At 35.0% G+C, this 19612-nt stretch carries 14 protein-coding genes; 7 read left to right on the top strand and 7 right to left on the bottom strand.

Features of this window, described 5'->3' with window-relative positions:
• Window positions 1-364: 364 nt before the first annotated feature.
• Entirely contained in the window at window positions 365-1228 is an 864-nt protein-coding gene (locus A8L32_RS21760; protein WP_075591532.1) for a sigma-70 family RNA polymerase sigma factor, read from the bottom strand.
• A 322-nt stretch (window positions 1229-1550) separates the two neighbouring features.
• On the opposite strand from A8L32_RS21760, the gene rho reads away from it, so the two are divergent.
• The 4 genes from rho (at window position 1551) to A8L32_RS21780 (ending at window position 9554) form a co-directional block, all read left to right on the top strand.
• Window positions 1551-3266: a transcription termination factor Rho gene (rho, locus tag A8L32_RS21765; RefSeq protein ID WP_075591533.1), complete on the top strand. Its 1716-nt coding sequence runs from the start codon at window positions 1551-1553 to the stop codon at window positions 3264-3266.
• A gap of 337 nt (window positions 3267-3603) precedes the next feature.
• Window positions 3604-4713: an AAA family ATPase gene (locus A8L32_RS21770; protein WP_233145518.1), complete on the top strand. Its 1110-nt coding sequence runs from the start codon at window positions 3604-3606 to the stop codon at window positions 4711-4713.
• 103 nt (window positions 4714-4816) lie between these two features.
• On the top strand, window positions 4817-8353 hold the full coding sequence (gene nifJ, locus A8L32_RS21775) for a pyruvate:ferredoxin (flavodoxin) oxidoreductase (RefSeq protein WP_075591535.1): 3537 nt from the start codon (window positions 4817-4819) through the stop codon (window positions 8351-8353).
• Between the two features lie 94 nt (window positions 8354-8447).
• Window positions 8448-9554, top strand: coding sequence for an aldose epimerase family protein (locus A8L32_RS21780; protein ID WP_075591536.1), 1107 nt, complete (start codon window positions 8448-8450; stop codon window positions 9552-9554).
• A gap of 69 nt (window positions 9555-9623) precedes the next feature.
• Here the strand turns inward: A8L32_RS21780 and A8L32_RS21785 are convergent, their stop codons facing one another.
• Window positions 9624-10091: a hypothetical protein gene (locus A8L32_RS21785; RefSeq protein ID WP_075591537.1), complete on the bottom strand. Its 468-nt coding sequence runs from the start codon at window positions 10089-10091 to the stop codon at window positions 9624-9626.
• Between the two features lie 135 nt (window positions 10092-10226).
• Here A8L32_RS21785 and A8L32_RS21790 point away from each other — a divergent pair, with 135 nt between their 5' ends.
• From A8L32_RS21790 to A8L32_RS21800, 3 genes are all read left to right on the top strand, one after another.
• Complete coding sequence (locus A8L32_RS21790) at window positions 10227-10868, top strand: SanA/YdcF family protein (RefSeq protein ID WP_075591538.1); 642 nt, start codon at window positions 10227-10229, stop codon at window positions 10866-10868.
• Window positions 10869-10886: 18 nt separating this feature from the next.
• Window positions 10887-11426 (top strand): hypothetical protein, encoded by a 540-nt coding sequence (locus tag A8L32_RS21795; protein WP_075591539.1) that lies wholly within the window; start codon window positions 10887-10889, stop codon window positions 11424-11426.
• A gap of 96 nt (window positions 11427-11522) precedes the next feature.
• Window positions 11523-12521 (top strand): transglutaminase domain-containing protein, encoded by a 999-nt coding sequence (locus A8L32_RS21800; RefSeq protein WP_075591540.1) that lies wholly within the window; start codon window positions 11523-11525, stop codon window positions 12519-12521.
• Between the two features lie 13 nt (window positions 12522-12534).
• Here A8L32_RS21800 and A8L32_RS21805 read toward each other — a convergent pair whose 3' ends face one another.
• The 5 genes from A8L32_RS21805 to A8L32_RS21825 form a co-directional block, all read right to left on the bottom strand.
• Window positions 12535-13476, bottom strand: a complete 942-nt coding sequence (locus tag A8L32_RS21805; protein WP_075591541.1) for a cell envelope integrity protein TolA — start codon at window positions 13474-13476, stop codon at window positions 12535-12537.
• A 25-nt stretch (window positions 13477-13501) separates the two neighbouring features.
• A complete protein-coding gene (locus A8L32_RS21810; protein WP_075591542.1) occupies window positions 13502-13897 on the bottom strand; it encodes an ExbD/TolR family protein in 396 nt (131 codons plus the stop codon).
• A gap of 34 nt (window positions 13898-13931) precedes the next feature.
• Window positions 13932-14321, bottom strand: coding sequence for an ExbD/TolR family protein (locus A8L32_RS21815; protein ID WP_075591543.1), 390 nt, complete (start codon window positions 14319-14321; stop codon window positions 13932-13934).
• A 67-nt stretch (window positions 14322-14388) separates the two neighbouring features.
• Window positions 14389-15081: a MotA/TolQ/ExbB proton channel family protein gene (locus A8L32_RS21820; protein ID WP_075591544.1), complete on the bottom strand. Its 693-nt coding sequence runs from the start codon at window positions 15079-15081 to the stop codon at window positions 14389-14391.
• 78 nt (window positions 15082-15159) lie between these two features.
• Entirely contained in the window at window positions 15160-19575 is a 4416-nt protein-coding gene (locus A8L32_RS21825) for a translocation/assembly module TamB domain-containing protein (RefSeq protein WP_143525194.1), read from the bottom strand.
• Window positions 19576-19612 lie beyond the last annotated feature (37 nt).

Raw genomic sequence — 19612 nt, forward strand, 5'->3', positions numbered from 1 at the left:
AGTAGTATCGGCCTCAGCAGGTGAGTCAAAAAACAAGGCTGAAATAACGCTAAAAAATTATTTTCTGTTTGAATCCTTTTGAGGAACGAGAAAGGTTGAGTTTAAATAATTTCAGTCATAAACCGTAGTTTTTTGAACGAAACTGGTGCAGCCTTGACTTTTTGCGATAAGAGAGGGTAGCGCATCAAGCTTGCTTGAATAGTACCGAACGAAGCAAAAATCATAAAGTAATTTTTTTCCTTAGTTTTTGTTATCAAGAACATTGGAACAGTTAAGAGTTGAGTATTCTTAATTGTTTCAGGATGAACTCAGGTTTGCGCGAAGCACCAATTTATTTAGGATAGTATTTATTTTTATTAAGCAGTTATCCCAGGTAGGATCTCAGTATTTTACTCCTATATGTATGCTTTAATCGTTTAATTGCTTTTTCTTTTATTTGTCTAACTCTTTCTCTAGTCAAACTAAATAAATTTCCTATTTCTTCAAGCGAATATGGAGGTTCTCCACTTAAGCCATAATATAACCTAATGATATCTGCTTCACGAGCAGACAAGGTCCCTAGCGAGCGGTCAATCTCTCGTCTTAAAGAGTCGGTTAATAATTTATTATCAGGACTAATGGCGTCTTCCGACAATAAAGTGTCGTACATGTTGTTAGCTTCGTCCTTACGCAATGGAGCATCCATCGAAAGGTGCTTGCTCATCGCCTTAAGCGATTCTTTTACTTCTTTTGGAGCAAGATCTAAGGCATCGGCAATTTCTTCTGAAGTGGGCTCACGTTGGTATTCTTGCTCTAATTTAGAAAAGGTATTGTTCACCTTGTTCATTGAGCCAATTTTATTCAGTGGCAGGCGCACAATTCTGGCTTGTTCTGCTAAGGCCTGAAGAATGGACTGACGAATCCACCATACAGCATATGAAATAAATTTAAAACCGCGTGTTTCATCAAACCTCTGTGCTGCTTTTATTAGTCCAAGGTTACCTTCGTTTATTAAATCAGGTAGACTTAGTCCTTGGTTCTGGTATTGTTTTGAAACAGAAACAACAAACCTTAAGTTAGAATTAATTAGCCTTTGCAATGCACCTTCATCCCCTTCTTTAATTCTTTTGGCTAATTGAACTTCTTCCTCCGCAGTGATTAATTTAACCTTGCCAATTTCGTGCAAGTATTTATCCAACGAGGGTGTTTCGCGGTTTGTTACTTGTTTTGTAATCTTGAGTTGTCTCATATGTCCCTTTGCTAAGGAGTGTGTGTGATTAATGTCTTACGGTAAATATAACAAAAAAAGTAAGTTAGTGTTTTACAAGTTGAATAAATATCAATACGTTTGGATGAAACTCCTGATTTATGTGTTGAGTAAAAAATGTGAAATAATTTTGCGAATTGGTACAGATTGCTTAAGTTTGCATCAAATCTTCTAGGCATCTTTCTTCGTTTTAGAATCATTGGCCTTCAGAGCACAAAAATCAAATTACAATTAATATAACAATACTGAACGCAAGTTCAATCATAAAAATATTCCCCCAAAAGAATTTTATTGGTAAAAAATTATGTACGATATTCTTGAATTGAATAAAAAACTTTTAGCTGACTTAAAGGATGTTGCTAAAGAGTTAAAGATCAAACGTGTAGATTCTTTTAAAAAGCAAGATCTTATTTATAAAATCTTGGATGAGCAAGCTATAGTGGCTTCTGAAAAGAAAAAAACAGACAAGCCAGTAGAAAAAAAACCTGCTAAAAGGGCGCGTACACCTAAAGTGCAAAAGGCGGGATCTTCTACAAAAGTTGAGTCAGAAGCTAAAGCTGACGAAGTTGTTAAAAAAGAAGAATCAAAACCAAGAGTTCAACCAAAACCTCAACCTAAGCCACAAGCTAAACCTAAAAAGGTTGAAGAAAAAGTAGAGGAAAAAGTGGTTGAAGCTAAGTCGGAAGTAAAAGCTCCTACTGAAACCCCTGCAAAAACGGAAGAGGTTAAGGATAAAAAAGAGGAGACAAGAGAGCGAAGAGATAATGCTGGTCAACAGGAGAATCGTCGTCACCCTCGTCAGAATGACAACCGCGATCAACGAAGAGATAATAATAATCGCAATGATCAGCGAAGAGATAATAATCGTCGCAACGATAGACAAGATAAGTCATTTGACTTCGATGGTATTATTTCAGCTTCAGGTGTTCTTGAAATCATGCAAGATGGTTATGGTTTCTTAAGATCTTCGGATTACAATTACTTAAATTCACCAGATGATATTTATGTATCTCAATCTCAAATTAAACTTTTTGGTTTAAAAACAGGAGATACAGTTTTAGGAACTATTCGTCCTCCGAAAGAAGGCGAAAAATATTTTCCTTTAATTAAAGTTGAAGAAATTAACGGTAGATCGCCACAAATTGTGCGTGACCGTGTTCCTTTTGATCACTTGACGCCAATCTTTCCTGATGAAAAGTTCAAGTTAACAGGGAGTGGTAAAGAAAGCATGTCAACACGTATTGTGGATATGTTTGCGCCAATTGGAAAAGGACAACGTGGTTTAATTGTAGCTCAACCTAAAACGGGTAAAACTGTTTTATTAAAAGAGGTAGCTAATGCTATTGCAGCAAATCACCCAGAAGTATATATGATTATTCTTTTGGTCGATGAACGTCCTGAGGAGGTTACTGATATGGCTCGAAGTGTGAATGCAGAGGTTATTTCATCTACTTTTGATGAACCAGCAGAGCGACACGTAAAAGTAGCGAATATTGTTTTAGAGAAAGCTAAAAGAATGACGGAGTGTGGTCATGATGTGGTTGTTTTATTAGATTCAATCACGCGTTTAGCTCGTGCTTATAATACAGTTTCTCCAGCTTCCGGTAAAGTGCTTTCTGGTGGTGTTGATGCTAATGCATTGCACAAACCAAAGCGTTTCTTTGGAGCGGCTCGTAATATTGAGGATGGAGGTTCGTTAACAATTTTAGCAACTGCGCTTACAGAGACAGGATCTAAGATGGATGAGGTTATCTTTGAAGAATTTAAAGGTACGGGTAATATGGAGCTTCAGTTAGATAGAAAACTTTCTAACAAGCGTATTTACCCAGCTGTGGATGTTACTTTATCAAGTACACGTCGCGAGGATCTATTGATAGAGAAAGAAAGTATGAACCGCTTATGGGTGCTTCGTAACTTCTTATCAGATATGACTCCAATTGAGGCGATGAATTTCTTACAGGATAGATTAAGAAAAACAAGAAATAACGAAGAGTTTCTGATTTCTATGAATGATGGTTAATCGTTAGTTTAAGTTTTAAAATATATGAAGGGCTTTTCTGTAAATCAGAAAGGCCCTTTTTTTATTATTGCAATTATAGCTTTGATAATAAGATTGTTATTTAGGTATTCGTATGCTTAAATGCAAAAACTACTGTATTGTGGAGATTATACTATGGTGTTATTTTTAATAAGTATAAATTACAGCTTTAGGCGTAAAATGTAATGTGGAGATTGCAAAATAATGAATGTGAATATTACATTTGTTCTATAATTTACAAAAGGACAAGGTGCAGTCATTTTTTGAAACACATAGATATCTAATTGAAAATTTAAAAGTTCCGATTCGTCGAAAATTGATGGATCAGATAGATTGGAGTCATCGTTTAATTGGAATCAAAGGAACTAGAGGTATTGGTAAAACAGACTTCTTGCTTGATTTTGCAAAAAAAACTTACGGCACAGATAAAGCATGTCTTTATGTAAATCTAAACCACCTCTATTTTACACAAAATACCATTATTTCATTTGCCGATCAGTTTAGAAAAACGGGAGGTAAAACCTTAGTACTAGATCAGGTATATAAATATCCTAGTTGGAGTGAGGAACTGAAATATTGTTACGATAATTTTAAGGATCTGCAAATTGTTTTTTCAGGTTCTACGGTAATGCGCTTACGCGAAGAAAATCCTCATTTAAAAGAGATTGTACATTCGTATAAGTTGGAAGGCTTTTCGTTTAGAGAGTTTTTGGAGTTAAAAACAGGTTTGTCTTTTGACTCATACTCTTTGGAGGAAATTTTGAAAGATCATGAATCGATTGCCAAGAATATTGTAGATAAGGTTCGTCCTTTGGCCTATTTTGATGATTATTTGCATTATGGTTATTATCCATTTTTCTTTGGTAATGGACATTATGCCGAGAATCTCATGAAGAGCTTAAATCTAATTTTGGAAATTGACATTAGTTTCCTTCGTCAGATTGAGCTAAAATATTTGCCACGCCTTAGAAAGTTATTGTACAAAGTAGGAGCAGAGTCTCCATTTCAGCCCAATGTGAGTAAGTTAAGTGCACACATCAATACTTCAAGAGCCACCGTAATGAATTACCTTTATTATCTGCGTCAAGCAAGGTTAATAAAGTTATTATATGAGGGAGAAGAGTCCATGCAAAAAAAGCCTTCGCTTATTTATTTGCACAATCCTAACCTCATATATTCTATTAAAAGTGGTGAAGCGCAAAAGGATATTTTGCATAAAACGTTTTTTTACAATCAGGTTGGAAGTATTCATGAGTTAACTTATACCAAGGAGGCAGACTTTAAAGTGGATGATAAACACAACTTTTTAATTTGCGATCATAGCAATCTTAAAAAGAATATTAAGGCTGGTTCAATACGAGCAACGGATATGATTGAGTTAGGCAGTAAGGGGAATATTCCTTTATGGCTTTTCGGTTTTTTATATTAAAATAGTATAGAGCTATCAACATATTATTGTAAATTTAAATGTTGATATTCAGTAGATTAGAATAGTTCTAAATAATAGTAGTTAAAACTTAAATATTAAACAAATGGCTAAAGAAAAGAAGTTTATTACCTGTGATGGTAATTATGCCGCTTCACACATCGCTTATATGTTTAGCGAAGTAGCTGCAATTTACCCAATCACGCCTTCTTCAACAATGGCAGAGTACATCGATGAGTGGGCTGCAGGAGGAAGAAAAAACATTTTCGGTGAAACCGTTAAAGTTGAAGAAATGCAATCAGAGGCTGGTGCTGCAGGAGCAATGCACGGTTCGTTACAAGCTGGTGCATTAACCTCTACATTTACTGCTTCTCAGGGATTATTATTGATGATCCCGAATATGTACAAAATTTCTGGTGAGTTATTACCAGGTGTATTCCACGTAAGTGCTCGTTCATTAGCCGCTCAAGCACTTTCTATTTTTGGTGATCACAGTGATGTTATGTCTGCTCGTCAGACTGGTTGTGCTATGTTAGCAACTGGTAGCGTTCAAGAGGTAATGGACTTAGCTGGTATTGCCCACCTTGCTTCTATTGAATCGCGTATTCCTTTTATGCACTATTTTGATGGATTCCGTACTTCTCACGAAATTCAGAAAATTGAGGAAATGGATATGGAAGACCTTAGGGGCTTAGTGGATCAAGAAGCGCTTGCTGCTTTTAGAAATAATTCATTAAATCCTGAGCGTCCTGTTACAAGAGGTACTGCTCAAAATCCTGACATTTACTTCCAGTCTCGTGAGGCAGCTAATAAATTCTACGATGCTATTCCTGATATGGTAGCTAAGTATATGGACAAAATTAATGCTATTACAGGTCGTAATTATGCTCCTTTTACTTTCTATGGTGCAGAGGATGCAGAAAATGTAGTTATTGCGATGGGCTCTATCACTGATACAATTAAAGAATCAGTTGATTACTTAAATGCAAAAGGTGAAAAAGTAGGTTTAATTGCTGTTCACTTATATCGTCCTTTCTCTGCAGAGTACTTCATGAAAGCTGTTCCAGCTTCTTGTAAGAATATCTGTGTTCTTGACAGAACTAAAGAGCCAGGAGCTAATGGAGATCCATTATATCTTGATATTGTTGAGGTGTTCAACGGTAAAGCTAATTCTCCGAAAATCATTGGTGGACGTTACGGTTTATCTTCAAAAGATACTACGCCTACTCACATGATTACTGTTTTTGAAAACCTGATGTCTGCTGAGCCTAAGAATCAATTTACTGTAGGTATTGTAGATGATGTTACTTTCAAATCTCTTCCTTTAAAAGAAGAAATCAGCTTTGCTGCTGAAGGTACATTCGAAGGTAAATTTTACGGATTAGGTTCTGATGGTACTGTAGGTGCTAACAAAAACTCTATTAAAATTATTGGTGACAATACGGATAAATATGCTCAGGCTTATTTTGCGTATGATTCTAAAAAATCTGGAGGTATTACTATTTCTCACTTACGTTTTGGTGATACTCCAATCCGTTCGCCGTATTTAGTAAACACACCTGACTTTGTTGCATGTCACGTTCCTGCATATTTGAATCAATATGATATGCTAAAAGGATTGAAAAAAGGAGGTACTTTCCTTTTAAATTCTATTTGGGATGCTGAAGGAACAAAAGATCGTTTACCACAAGGTGTTAAGCAATATCTTGCAGCAAACGAAATCAAGTTTTATATTATTAACGCTACTGCTATTGCTGAGGAAATTGGTTTAGGAAATCGTACCAATACCATCATGCAGTCAGCTTTCTTTAAGATTGCTGAAGTAATTCCTTACGATCAAGCAGTAGAGGAAATGAAGAATGCAATTGTTAAGTCTTTCGGAAGAAAAGGTGAAGACGTTGTAAATATGAACTACCAAGCGGTTGAAAAAGGTGGTGCTGTAACTGAAGTTGCTGTTCCTGCTGAGTGGGCTAAATTAGAGCCTAAGTCGCTTGAGTTTAGATCTGATGTGCCTGCTTTTATTAAAGATATTGTACTTCCTGTTAACGGACAAAAAGGTGATGACCTTCCTGTAAGTGCTTTCAATGGTGTTGAGGATGGTACTTTCCCAGCTGGTACTACCGCTTACGAAAAGCGTGGTATTGCTGTAAATGTACCAGAATGGCAAGATGACAACTGTATTCAGTGTAACCAGTGTTCTTATGTTTGTCCACATGCTGCAATTCGTCCTTTCTTATTGGATGAGGCTGAGTTGGAAGGTGCTCCTGCTGGAACAACTACTAAAAAAGCAAACGGTAAAGGATTTGATGGTTTACAATACAGAATTCAGGTATCTGCGCTAGATTGTACTGGTTGTGGTAACTGTGCAGATGTTTGTCCTTCTAAAACAAAAGCCCTTGTAATGAAGCCTCTTGATTCGCAAAGAGAGGAAATTACTCGTTGGGAATATATGGCTGAGAAAGTAGCTATCAAAGATAGTATCATGAAGAAAGACATGAACGTGAAAGCTTCTCAGTTTGCTCAACCATTATTCGAGTTCTCTGGAGCTTGTGCTGGTTGTGGTGAAACTCCATATATCAAATTAATTACTCAATTATTTGGTGACAGAATGATGATTGCTAATGCAACTGGTTGTTCGTCTATTTATGGTGGTTCTGCTCCTGCAACGCCTTACTGTAAAAATAGTGAAGGACAAGGGCCAGCATGGGCAAATTCATTATTTGAGGATAATGCAGAGTATGGTTTAGGTATGGCACTTGGAGTTAACAAGCTACGCGACCGTCTTGAGCGTTTAATGAACGAAAATCTTGATGCTGTTTCTGCTGACACAAAAGTTGCTTTTGAAGCATGGATTGAAAATAAACAAAACGGTTCTAAAACACGTGAGGTTTCTAAAGCTGTTGAGGCTGCTTTAGCAAATGAGTCTAACGCTGTTGCTAAAGAAATCCTTGCACTTAAAGATTATTTGGTTAAGAAATCTAACTGGATCTTTGGTGGTGATGGATGGGCTTACGACATCGGTTACGGTGGTGTAGATCACGTATTAGCTACTGGTGAAGATGTAAACATCTTGGTAATGGATACTGAGATTTACTCAAATACTGGTGGTCAAGCATCTAAATCTACTCCTATTGGTGCTGTTGCTAAGTTTGCTGCTTCAGGTAAGAGAATTCGTAAGAAAGATCTTGGTTTGATGGCAACAACTTATGGTTATGTATATGTTGCTCAGGTAGCCATGGGTGCAAACCAAGCGCAGTATTTCAAAGCGCTTAAAGAGGCAGAAGCTTATCCAGGTCCTTCATTGATTATTGCTTACTCTCCATGTATCAGCCACGGGTTGAAAGGTGGAATGGGTGGTACTCAAAACGAGACTAAGAAAGCTGTAGAGTGTGGATACTGGCACTTATTCCGTTACAATCCATTATTGGAAGAAGAAGGAAAGAACCCATTTGTATTAGACTCTAAACCTCCTAAGTGGGATTTATTCCAATCCTTCCTTAAAGGAGAAGTACGTTATACATCATTATTAAAAGCATTCCCAGAAGAAGCTGGTGAGTTATTCCAAGCTTCAGAAGAAAATGCTAAATGGCGTTATAATGGCTACAAACGTTTGTCTGATATCTCATACGAAGAGATTAAGTAATTACTTAGACCTTTATTATATCGGGGCATCTCTTTTTGAGGTGCCCTTTTTTTATGCAGAAATATTATCTTAGTTTAAATTTTACACCATAATTATGAAACAAAACATCATCGTTTTAATAGCAGTTATTGGACTTGGCCTTATTAGTTGTTCGGTACCTAAAAATAAGTCAACTAAAGAAATATGGGGAGAGATTAATGGAGAAGCGATTCATCTTTATACCATAACTAATGAAAACGGAATGGTGATGAAATTAACCAATTATGGAGGAATTATAACCTCGGTATTAGTGCCCGATAAAAATGGGAATATGGTTGATGTTGTTTTAGGATATGATAATCTGCAACAGTACCTTGATCCTAACCCGTGTTTTGGTGCAACCATAGGTCGTTTTGCTAATAGAATTAGAAATGCCAGTTTTGTTATCAATGACTCAACTTATCATTTAACTCAAAACGATAAAGTACATTGCTCTCATGGAGGAATGGAATTTAATACCGCAGTTTGGCAAAGTAAAGAGGTGCAAAGCAAACAAGGAGTAGGAGTGCAATTAAAATATTTGTCTAAGGATGGGATGCATGGCTTTCCTGGAAACTTGGATGTGACTGTTACTTATATACTCAGTCATAATAATGCTATTGAAGTTACTTTTGAAGCAAGTACCGATAAAGCTACTCATGTTAGTTTAACCCAGCACAGTTATTTTAACTTAAACGGAGGTAAATCACCCATACACGATCATCTTATTAAGATTGATGCCGATAATTATACAGAAATTGATGCCGATATTGTTCCTACTGGGGTTATCGGATCTGTATTAGGAGAGGAATGGGATTTAACTCAAATGACTCGTATGGGAGATCATATGCACCAATTAAATCATAATGGTTATCATTATTGTTATGTGTTTAATAAGACAGAGGGAGAGCTAAAAAAGGTGATAGAAGTGATAGAACCAAGTACTGGAATAACAATGGATGTGAGCACAACTCAACCTGGGGTTCAGTTTTATTCAGGAAATGCAATCAATGATCAGTTAATAGGAAAATACGGCATAAAATATGGACCTCATGCAGGTTTTTGTTTAGAGACGGAGCATTTGCCTAATACACCTAATTTGCCAAACTTCCCTAGTACTTTATTACTGCCAGAAGAGCAATATAAAGAAATAGCAATTTACGATTTTGGTATTAAAGAATAGGTTTGATTGATAAAAAGAAAGGCACCTCAATTGAGATGCCTTTGATTGTTGATGGGTAAGGTAATTGTTTTATTCTGCAAAGAAATGAGCTGAGCCTTCTTCGTCTTTATTGATGGTGGTAAAAAAGTTTTCGGTCATTGTTTCCTCGTGCGTGATGGAGTCAATGTATTTAGCCGTTATTTTAACCTTTCCAGCTTCTGTAACTTTAATTTTCACATAGTTGTAAACAAAGCCTTCATCTAGTGGGTTGGCAATTAATTTAGACGCAGATGATACCACAAAAGCCTCCTTGTTTCTGATTGAACCTTTAGCGAAGTATTCCCATGTGTCTATTGACATTCCTCCAATAGCATCAACGCTTTTATCTTTAATCTCGTTACCACTAATCAATTGACAATCCTTATAATAAAAAACGGCTTTCACTGTTTTTCCCTGTTTTAAGGCATCCATAATCTGTTCAAAAGATTCAAGTTTTTGGTTTTTAGCCATCAGCAAAGTGGGAATTAGCAGAATGGCAAGAATTAAAATTTTCTTCATTTATTTATTGGGTTTGTTAACACTTTTTGTTTCTATTACAAACGTATATCAATTTAAGTTGATAAAAAATAGGGGGTATTCCCTAGTTTTTGCGACAATAATTTAACTTTACTATTTGTTATATTCTACTTTTAAATGAAATTCATCAAAAGAACGATAATTCTTATTTTAATAGTTTGCTCCTTTGCTGCAATAGCTATAGTTGTAGCAGATTACTTGGTGGAGTATAAAACAGCAGGCAAAGTATATAATTCAACAAGTAGTATTCCTTATAATAAAGTTGGCCTGTTTTTAGGAACAGCAAAATATCTTAACAATGGACATGTAAACCTATATTATAAGTATAGAATTGAAGCAGCTATTAAGTTGTATAAAGCAGGTAAGGTGGATTACATACTAATAAGTGGGGATAATTCAACGCAATTATATGATGAGCCTACTACCATAAAAGAAGACCTAATATTAGGAGGAATTCCTGAAGATAGAATCTATTTGGATTATGCTGGATTCAGAACTTTAGATTCAGTGGTGCGGAGTCATAAAATATTTGGGCAGTCGAGTGTTACAGTTATTTCTCAACAATTTCATAATGAAAGAGCTATTTATATAGCTTATTATAAAAATATGGAAGCTATTGGTTTTAATGCAAAATCAGTCAGTAAGCGATATGGATTTAAAGTAATGGTGAGGGAACGATTGGCTAGGGTAAAAATGATGTTGGATTTACTAGTAGGAAAACAACCTAAGTTTTTAGGAAAAAAGATAAGTATAGGATAAACCAAATTTTATTAAACCATGAGAAAAGTAACTTTAGTTGCACTGATAGCAATATTAATGAGTAGTGTTAATGCACAAAAGTTAGTTCAATTACACCCAATGGTTGGCGATACAATTGATGCAACGGAGAAAATGGTATTTTATCTATTTCCAGAAATTACGGATTCTATTTTTGAGCAAGGGATAATCTATAGACAAAATTCTGATTATAATGTAAATATAAAGCTAGTAGGGCAAGAAACATATAAGGTGGGAATTGATTCAACGGTTCTTAACGAATATCAGCAAAATATCGAAAAGCTAGCTATGTACTATTCAAACTTGGCCGAACCAGATACCACAAACCTTTCTGACCTTAACTCAGTAAGGTTGAGTGCTAAATTGAATCCTGAGTTTAACTTAACAGCGGAGCAAAGGAAAAAGCTGGTAAAAGATTCGAGAAGGTATTGGCGAAAAAAGGATAAAGCTGAAGACATAGGTTTATGGGGAGTTGACAAGGAAAACTATATAAAGTCATCGAGCCATACTAATATTTTTAAGGGAAAGGTACGATTCTAAAGACGTATTGGAAGGGGACCAGACATTTAAACGCTTCAGTAGTTAGGAATTGTAGAATTTAATTGCAATTTTTAAGCCTTTGGAAATCATTAAGAAATGAAAATTAGAATACTACTCGCACTTACTTCGGTTTTATTGTGGGGTAAATTAGATGCTCAAATTAGCCAGGATGTAAAAGATGTTGTGGATGCATTTCCTAAAAAAATAAATAGTACTACTTCGTTTGCCCTATTAATTAATAAGAATTTCAAAAAAAACGATAGGGATAAAGTTGGTGGCATTTATTATTGGATGGCGACTAATGTTGTTTTTAATACCAAAGAACATTTTTCGGATAAAGATAAGGTGACATATAGCTTTAGGTATAAAACACAGGAAGAGAAAGAAGCAAAAATTCAGAAAGTAAATAGAGAAATTGCAGAGCAAACGTTTCAAACAAAAAAAGCGGTGGCTAAGGAATTTGCATTTTTATTTGAGAAGTTATGTGTTAATTCTGGTGTTGAGTGCGTTACTATAGAAGGAACTTCTAAAAGTGGACTAAAGGATATTGGCCGTAAAGCAGGTCGTGTAAATCATTATTGGAATGCCGTAAAATTGCAAGGTAAATGGCAATTACTTGATGTTACCTGGGGTGCAGGCGAACTTTACGAAGAAAGCGAGTATTACGTTAGAACATATAGCGAGGCTTACTTTTTAATTGAACCTTCGTTGTTTTATTTAAACCATTACCCCAAAAAAGGTGAGTGGTTATTTTTAAATAAAACGAGAGAAGATTTTGGTTTAATACCCTTATTTTATAAGCCATATTTGCATTCTAACCTACAGTTGATAAACGAGGAAGGTGTAATAACATCAAGTGAAAAAAATACCTTAAAAGTTGAGTTTTCAAAACGAGATACGGAATCTTCTCAATCTGTTTCTATGTTTTCTTATGCTTTTGAAAGAGGCGAAACTAAAAAAGCTTTGATGCCTACCTATAAGGATGGTATAATACAGATGCAAATCTCGATTAAAGCAATTAAGTCGGACTATTTAACTATTTACGGAGATAATAGGCCTTTGACTTCCTTTAAAATAAAGATGTCTAGTTATTAAAGACAGCCGTCTTCTAATTCAATTCAAAGGTGTATGTGATGGTTCCTTTTTGAAATGCTGAAGCATTGGCATCAGAATTAAACTTAGCCTTTTTTGCAGCGTCAATGGCCGCCTTTATTAATGTAGAGTTTTGAGAAGTTGAACCTTTTAGCTGATATTCGGCACTAACTACCTGGCCATATTTACTAACGGTTACCTGAACTACTATTATTCCTTGTTCCTGAATGCCATAATTAGGCTGTGGCAGCGTACCCACTAATGAGCGTCCATCTAAAGAAAATCCATTGCCAGAATCTCCAAGACCACTACCTGAACGATTTTTACTATTGGGGTCGCCAGTAACATAACCTTGGTTGCCAGAACCGCCAGCATCCCCCTCAGAGGAACTATCGCTATTGGATTTACCAAAGGCACTGCCAACTTTATTGCGGGCTTCGTCTTTTATTCGCTGTTCTTCTTCTCGCTTTTTACGTTCTTCCTCTAATTGACGCTGTTTCTCCAATTCAGCTTGTCGCTTAGCTTCGGCCTCAGCTTTAGCTTTCCTATCAGCTTCCTCCTGAATTTTCCGTTCTTCTTCGAGTTGTTTTTTGCGCGCTTCGGCTTCTAACTGTTTCTTAATTCTATCTTCTTCTTCCTTCTTTTTTTGCTCAGCACTTTTTACCTCAGGCGCTTCATCAAAATCTTGCGTTTTAACAGATTCTTCTGTTTTGGGAGTCGCTTTTTCTTTTGGCGCTGGTGGAGGTGTTGTTTTTTTTGGCTCAACAGGAGTCGGTTTTTGAGAAGCCTTAGGCGGTTCAACGGGACCTAAACCAGTTTGTACATTACCTAAATTAACTAATATGCCTTCTTCCTCTTGAGGTAATACTTTTAATCCAAAGAAAATTAATAACAACAATACCAGCACATGAAAAATGACTGAACCTATTATTCCTTGTTTGTTATATTTTTTCTCCATTATAAATTCTTTCTTTAGTATGACTTTATTTGGCTTGAGTAGCTAAAATAAGTTTGTATTTATTACGAATTGCTATGTCTCTGATTTTCCCTACAATCGAAAAAGGAACAGATTCATCTACATGCAATGCGATGTATGTCTCGGGCTCTGCATTCATTATTTCCTTCAAACGTCGTTCCATTTTCCAAAAAGAAATCTCATCACCCTCCACATAGTATTTTAAATCTTTCGTTACCGAGATAGTTGTGTTGGGTTTTGCCGAAACCTGATGGTCACTTTTAGGGAGAATCAAATCCTTGTTAGCAGGCGGGGTTACCATGGTTGATGTTATCATAAAGAAAATCAGCAATAGAAATACAATATCAGTCATACTCGACATGCTAAACCCAGCATCTACTTTACTACCTCTTTTTAATCCCATTTTATTCGTTTATAAACTATCTACTTTTACGCTTTTATCGAATATCTAAAACAACCTTAATCTGGTTAGATTCTGCAATATCGAGCACTTTGGCCACTTCACCTGTTGGGGCGTTTTTATCTGTTCGTAATTTTATAAAAGTTCTATCCGAACTATTGAAAGACTTTAATAAAGTGCTCTCTAATGCAGCTTCCGATACCCTTTTGTTACTCACATAAATATTTCCTGACGAAGATACTCTGGCGTTAATAAATTTCTCTATCACCACCTTTTTTGTAGCCTGTTTCGGAATCAACAACTTAATGGCATTAGGATGTACCATAGTTGATGTAATCATAAAGAAAATGAGCAATAGAAAAACAATGTCTGTCATGCTCGACATGCTAAAGCTTGCACTAATTTTAGATCTTCTTTTTAAAGCCATTTGATTAGTTTCTAGTTTTTAGATATTAGTTTGGTCAATGACCACTAACTAGCTAATGACTATTTTATTATGCTGCAGGTTCGTTTAATAAATCCATAAACTCCATGGTTCTGGCTTCAAGTTTAAATACAACTTTTTCAACTCGTGCAACCAGAAAGTTATAGGCAAAGTAAGCAATGATACCAACTACTAAACCTGTTACAGTAGTTACCATGGCTGTATAAATACCCGACGAAAGTAAACCTACATCGATGTTTGAGCCAGCGTTGGCCATGTCAAAAAAGGCTCTAATCATACCAATTACTGTTCCTAAAAATCCAATCATAGGAGCTCCACCAGCTACCGTTGCTAATGTGGGTAAGCCTTTTTCTAAGCGACTAATTTCCATATTACCAACGTTCTCTATCGCTGTATTAACATCCTGCAATGGTCGGCCAATGCGACTGATTCCTTTTTCAATCATTCTACTTACTGGATTATCAACTTGTTGGCATAATGCATATGCAGAATCTATTTTACCGTCATGAATATACTCTTTGATCTTATTCATAAAACTTAAATCCTCCGATGAGGCTTTCTGTATGGCAAAATATCGTTCAATAAAAATGTAAACAGCTACAAATGACAGTAGTATTAGTGGAATCATAATTAATCCACCAGCCTTAGCCATCTCAAAATAATTCATTTGGTTTTCAGCTACCTCTGCAGCTAGTTCAGCTGTTTCGCCAGTTGCATTTTGTATAAGTAATAAAGGATTCATGTATATGATTTATTTATTATTTCAGGTAAAAATATAAATTGTTTATGGTATAACGAATATCTGCTTGTAAAAGTATTTTTATTCGCTGATGCTTTCTTCTTTTTCTTCTAATAAATCTTGTTTATCGGGTTCGATTATGGGCTCCTTTTCTTTTTTGCCTTTGCCCGTAAAAAAGTTCCAGTATTTATGAAATAACTCAGCTACAGTATTAAACTCCTCTTGGTATGATAAACCAACGCCCTGTGTAGTAGGGGAGTTGTCAAAACTAAAATCGTCGTTACTATGCGAATAAGCCTTGGCACGTAAACTTCCTGATTGATTTAGTTTAACATTCACGTCAAAGTCACCTACAATACTACTTGAATTTGTTTTATTGGTATTGGCTTTATTATCATTCCCATATTCTACATTAGTATTTAAAGTTACTCTATCATTAAACATTTGAGTAGATAAGGCAACCTCTATTTGCTCACTTGATATTTCATCTTCAGGCCTGTAGCTTATACCCACATCCACATCATCTAACATCTGTGAAACAAAGTTGCTTAGCTGACTAGATAATAGTTCGGAAGTATAAGCATTGGCTAAAGTTGTACTGTTTAAATTTCCGCCATTATCATTGTACGACGGTGTGGTGAATTTATTTAATACAAGTAAAGACAATACTTGTCTATTAAGTTCTTCCTCGGTACTTATGGCTTGTTCAATAATACTTTGTGTACTTTGCTCTAATGTTGGGGCTGTAATACCAAAGTTAATATTAGGTTGTGATAATCGCTTACTTAATATCAAATCGCAATTAATGGGTACTCTTCTCGAAAGCTCATTTGATACTTGATCCATTGAAAGTGGTTGTAAAGATGCTTTAAGTTTATAAGTTGCAGTGATGTCGATGGTAGCATCGTATGGGTCCCCTTCCCAAACCACCGTTCCGCCATTATTTATATCAAACTTTTTATTAACCACGTTCTGTAATGAAAAGAGATAATCTCCTTTTTCGGCAGTATAACTACCAATAAAGCTTATTTCTCCTTCCTTATTTCTATTTATTTGTAGGCTTCCTTTTCCCGAACTCGTTAAAATATTACCTAGAACGGGATCAAAAATAACTTGAACTTCAGCATCTGGTGTAATATCTACTCCTAAGCTAAGGTTGTAATTGGATAATTTAACTTTGTAACCTTCCTTATCCTGATCCGCAACACTTGCTAAGGTGTCATTGATATTATAGAATTGAATAAAATTGTTATTTAAAGATTCTCCATCTTCTGAGATAGGGATATAAAAGGACGTATTTCGTTCTGTTACGCCATTTATATTAACGTTCATATCAAATATGGAACCATTAATGGCCAAATCACCTGTTGCAAAAACGGTCCCATAATAAACAGGATTGTCCTTAGGTTTGGTATTCATTAAGAGCATGTTATTTGCACCTATATATAGGTCAAATGCCATCTTAGAAAAGTTTTTATGAGTTATGGAACCCTTGAATTCACCAACACCACCTTTGGTGTCGGTTACTTTCATATTGTCAAATATTATAGCATCAGGTGTAAATTTTACCGAGTCTTCAACAAAAAACGAGCACTGTAATAAATCCACATCAAATTTAGCCTGGTTTACTTTAACTGCTCCATTTAACCCAATACCATATTCTGTTTTTGTTAGCTCTAAATCACCCGATCCTGTACCATTAAAGTTTTGAAGGATATGGCTAGTATACATGTTTAAAAAACCAAGAGGAAGGCTATCGAGCTTTAAAGTAAAATTAAAATCGCTGTTCTCAGGTTTAAAATATCCAATGCCATTTAAAGGTTGAATGTCACCTCTCTCAATTTTAGTGTTAATTAAAACGGCTTTTTGCAGATTACTCCAATTAGATTCAACAAAAACATTGCCTACTTCTTTATCGTTAACTTTAAAATTATCTAGGGTGATATTACTTGTGATAATTGGTTTTTTGAGCGTATTACTTAATTGAAAATTCCCGTTTAATAGGCCATCGAATGTTAATCTCTTAATGTTGAATAAGGAAGTTGTTTCCGCTAAGTCTATATTTTGTAGGTACGAAGTAAGTGTCCCTTCTTTCTCTTTGTAAAGAGAACCATTAACATTAATTTCCTGATTCATGTGATGAACTCTGAAAGTATTTACCCTAAACCCATCGGGTGTAATGTTAATATCTGATTCTTGAATATTCCAGATAGAATCTCCTATTGCAAAATACGATGGTAGAATTTGAATTTTGGTATAAGTATCACCGTTTTTTGATTTTTTTATTCTGGACATTGTAGAAATCTCTCCTCTGTTTCCACTTAAAGGGTAGTTGTTCCAATCAATGTCTAATTTTATACTATCGTTGATTCCTTCTTGATGGATAGAAAAGTTATTGAGAGGTATGATATTACCCACAGCTATAAGTTTGCTTTTTATGTCTGTGGTTACTTTATTATCTACCGAAGTGATATTAGCATTTAATTCTTCTCCAAAAATATCTTTGTATCCAACCTGATCAAAATAGGAGGTAATCTGCATTTGATTATGAACTCCATTTATTTCTCCATGTATTTCGCTACCATCTGCTATTGTTAACTCTGAATTAATTACCTCGAAAAGTTGAGCAGTGTTCTTTGTTTTTAGATTAAACGTAAATTGATCTTTATGATTAACGTAATCTTTTTCAGTAAACAAAGAAGGTAATGATTTAGCTAGTATCTGCTGAAAAGTGTTACTTATGGTTTTGAGTTTATAGTTTCCAACAAGTTCAGCATCTAATATATCCGAATTAATAACAATTTCCTTATAATCGCCATTTTGGTTGGCTTCAATGATTAAAGAGTCTAATTGAAAAGTTCTATCATCAGCTATAAACTTTCCACTATGAAAAATAGTTGTACCTGAAATTGAATTTAAACTATGGCCACTGGCACTGGCGTTCAGTTTTAATTTAAACAGACTTTCTTCATAATGAGGCGCGAGGTTTAATTTGTTAAGCCTAACATCACTTATGGATGCACTAAAGTCAAATTCAGGAACGCTACCACTAAAGTCTAATTTTCCATTGAAAGATAGTTTAGCATTCGGGTCGTTTAATTCAAGTTTTCCATCAAATCGTTTGTTCGATAACAAGCCATTTAATTCTAATTTTTGGTATTTGTATCCTTTAAAATCTATGGAGTCAATTGAACCTTGTATGTACGAATTAAAATGGTCTTTACCTTCTTTGTAACCTTGAACTGACACATCCATGGTTACGTTATTCAAATTTTCTTCTGAACCAATAATTTTTCCGACATTAAAACTTTCAGTATTTACAAATCCAGAATATATCAGTTTGTTTTCTTCGGTAAGTTTAATTCCAATATCAGTATTAATAACACCTATGTTAGTGCTAAACTTGCCGTAAGCAACAAGGTTATCAACAAAACCATTGAATATGCCATTAAACTCAATATTGCCCAAATTGTTAAATGAATCTGGTAATTCTATACTTTCCGATCCTCGATTGTAGGCAAATATCTTAGATAGATCTTCAATATCGGTAGAGAGCTTCTTGATATTTAAATAAACGTAGGTGTCCCTAATGTTAGGAAGCCCTTTTATGTCAAAGGTGGTTTCAAGTTCTGTATTTAATCCAGCGTTTACACTGATGTTACGACCTTTTAAATCAGCTACAGTTCCATTAAAGTTACCTCTTAAGTTAATTCGATGCCTTAGTTTGGGAAAATCAGGAATAAAAAGAACCAATTCGTTAGCATCTGCAGATAATGAGTTTATTTGAAGGTCAAGTGCAGCTTTATTAATAAAATCGGTATTGGTAAAAGTACTATCGTACGACAGATTTAATTTGCCAATGCTTAGGTACGAACTTGTTGTAGAAAGTGTAAGGTTGGATAAATAAAGACCGTTTTTTCCAAATCTAATAAAGCCTTTACTTTTTTTAATATTAAGTCCAGATTCTTCTTGAAAAGAGAAATTTCTGATTCTTAAAGACGAGAAGTTATCTCTGGTTTGAAATCTGTCTATATGTAAATTTAACGATGATACATTAATATTGTTTGGATTAAACCTAGTGACCGCCTCTGTTTTACTAAGGTTTTGAAAGCCAACAGAGCTGTTCTTAATAATTATTTCATTGAAATTATATTTCCATTTACTTTTAGAGGGCGTTTTGTTGGATAGAGAATCAACAATGAAGCTAAAATTGTTTCGGTCTTCATCTATTAAAATAGATGTTTTTAAACTTTTAACACTGATGGCTCCTAGATAAATATGATTCTGGGCAAATACAATACTATCAATGGGGGCACTAATTTGTTCTATAAATAAAAGAGAATCACTTTTCTGATCTTTAACCAATAGGTCATTTATAACAATCTTTTTAATGGGGTAAAAGCGAATGCTACCAACTGAAACATCAGTGCCTAAGTCATTCGATAACTGATTAGTAATAATGTTTCCAACCTTGTTTTGAACGGCAGGAATAAGCACGATAAAGTATAATAATATAGGAGATATTATTAAAACC

The sequence above is a fragment of the Labilibacter marinus genome, assembly GCF_001659685.2.
In the GTDB taxonomy this organism is placed as follows: domain Bacteria; phylum Bacteroidota; class Bacteroidia; order Bacteroidales; family Marinilabiliaceae; genus Saccharicrinis; species Saccharicrinis marinus.

Bases quoted from the DNA above. Each gene is read 5' to 3' on its own strand.
- A8L32_RS21760 (WP_075591532.1), bottom strand. From the start codon at position 1,228: ATGAGACAACTCAAGATTACAAAACAAGTAACAAACCGCGAAACACCC.
- rho (WP_075591533.1), top strand. From the start codon at position 1,551: ATGTACGATATTCTTGAATTGAATAAAAAACTTTTAGCTGACTTAAAG.
- A8L32_RS21770 (WP_233145518.1), top strand. From the start codon at position 3,604: ATGGATCAGATAGATTGGAGTCATCGTTTAATTGGAATCAAAGGAACT.
- nifJ (WP_075591535.1), top strand. From the start codon at position 4,817: ATGGCTAAAGAAAAGAAGTTTATTACCTGTGATGGTAATTATGCCGCT.
- A8L32_RS21780 (WP_075591536.1), top strand. From the start codon at position 8,448: ATGAAACAAAACATCATCGTTTTAATAGCAGTTATTGGACTTGGCCTT.
- A8L32_RS21785 (WP_075591537.1), bottom strand. From the start codon at position 10,091: ATGAAGAAAATTTTAATTCTTGCCATTCTGCTAATTCCCACTTTGCTG.
- A8L32_RS21790 (WP_075591538.1), top strand. From the start codon at position 10,227: ATGAAATTCATCAAAAGAACGATAATTCTTATTTTAATAGTTTGCTCC.
- A8L32_RS21795 (WP_075591539.1), top strand. From the start codon at position 10,887: ATGAGAAAAGTAACTTTAGTTGCACTGATAGCAATATTAATGAGTAGT.
- A8L32_RS21800 (WP_075591540.1), top strand. From the start codon at position 11,523: ATGAAAATTAGAATACTACTCGCACTTACTTCGGTTTTATTGTGGGGT.
- A8L32_RS21805 (WP_075591541.1), bottom strand. From the start codon at position 13,476: ATGGAGAAAAAATATAACAAACAAGGAATAATAGGTTCAGTCATTTTT.
- A8L32_RS21810 (WP_075591542.1), bottom strand. From the start codon at position 13,897: ATGGGATTAAAAAGAGGTAGTAAAGTAGATGCTGGGTTTAGCATGTCG.
- A8L32_RS21815 (WP_075591543.1), bottom strand. From the start codon at position 14,321: ATGGCTTTAAAAAGAAGATCTAAAATTAGTGCAAGCTTTAGCATGTCG.
- A8L32_RS21820 (WP_075591544.1), bottom strand. From the start codon at position 15,081: ATGAATCCTTTATTACTTATACAAAATGCAACTGGCGAAACAGCTGAA.